This is a genomic window from Falsihalocynthiibacter sp. S25ZX9, from assembly GCF_041205405.1.
Lineage (GTDB): Bacteria > Pseudomonadota > Alphaproteobacteria > Rhodobacterales > Rhodobacteraceae > Falsihalocynthiibacter > Falsihalocynthiibacter arcticus.
Genome location: NZ_JBGFCD010000245.1, coordinates 1 through 300, shown reverse-complemented (window position 1 = coordinate 300; position 300 = coordinate 1). Strand labels below are relative to the sequence as shown.

1 pseudogene is annotated in these 300 nt (G+C 50.0%); it reads left to right on the top strand.

From position 1 onward, the window contains the following. Nucleotides 1-17 precede the first annotated feature (17 nt). Nucleotides 18-300, top strand: a pseudogene (locus tag AB9F29_RS22105) (EamA family transporter); the annotation flags it as partial.

The window sequence follows — 300 nt, the reverse complement described above, 5'->3', positions numbered from 1 at the left end:
CCGCCCATGCGGATTTTATCCATGCTGCGTTTTGGATGTGTGGGGCCGTGTTTGCCTTTAGCGCAATGGCAATCGCGGGGCGCGCGGTCATGCAGGAATTGGATACGTTTGAGTTGATGATGTACCGCTCTTTTACGGGTGTGGTCATTGTTTGCGGCTATATACTGTGGTCCAAACGCCACTCAGAAATCACGTTGCGCTATTTTCGTCAACATCTGGTGCGCAATCTGTTTCATTTTACGGGGCAAAACCTTTGGTTCGCAGCTCTTTTCCTCATTCCAATCGCCAAAGTGTTTGCCA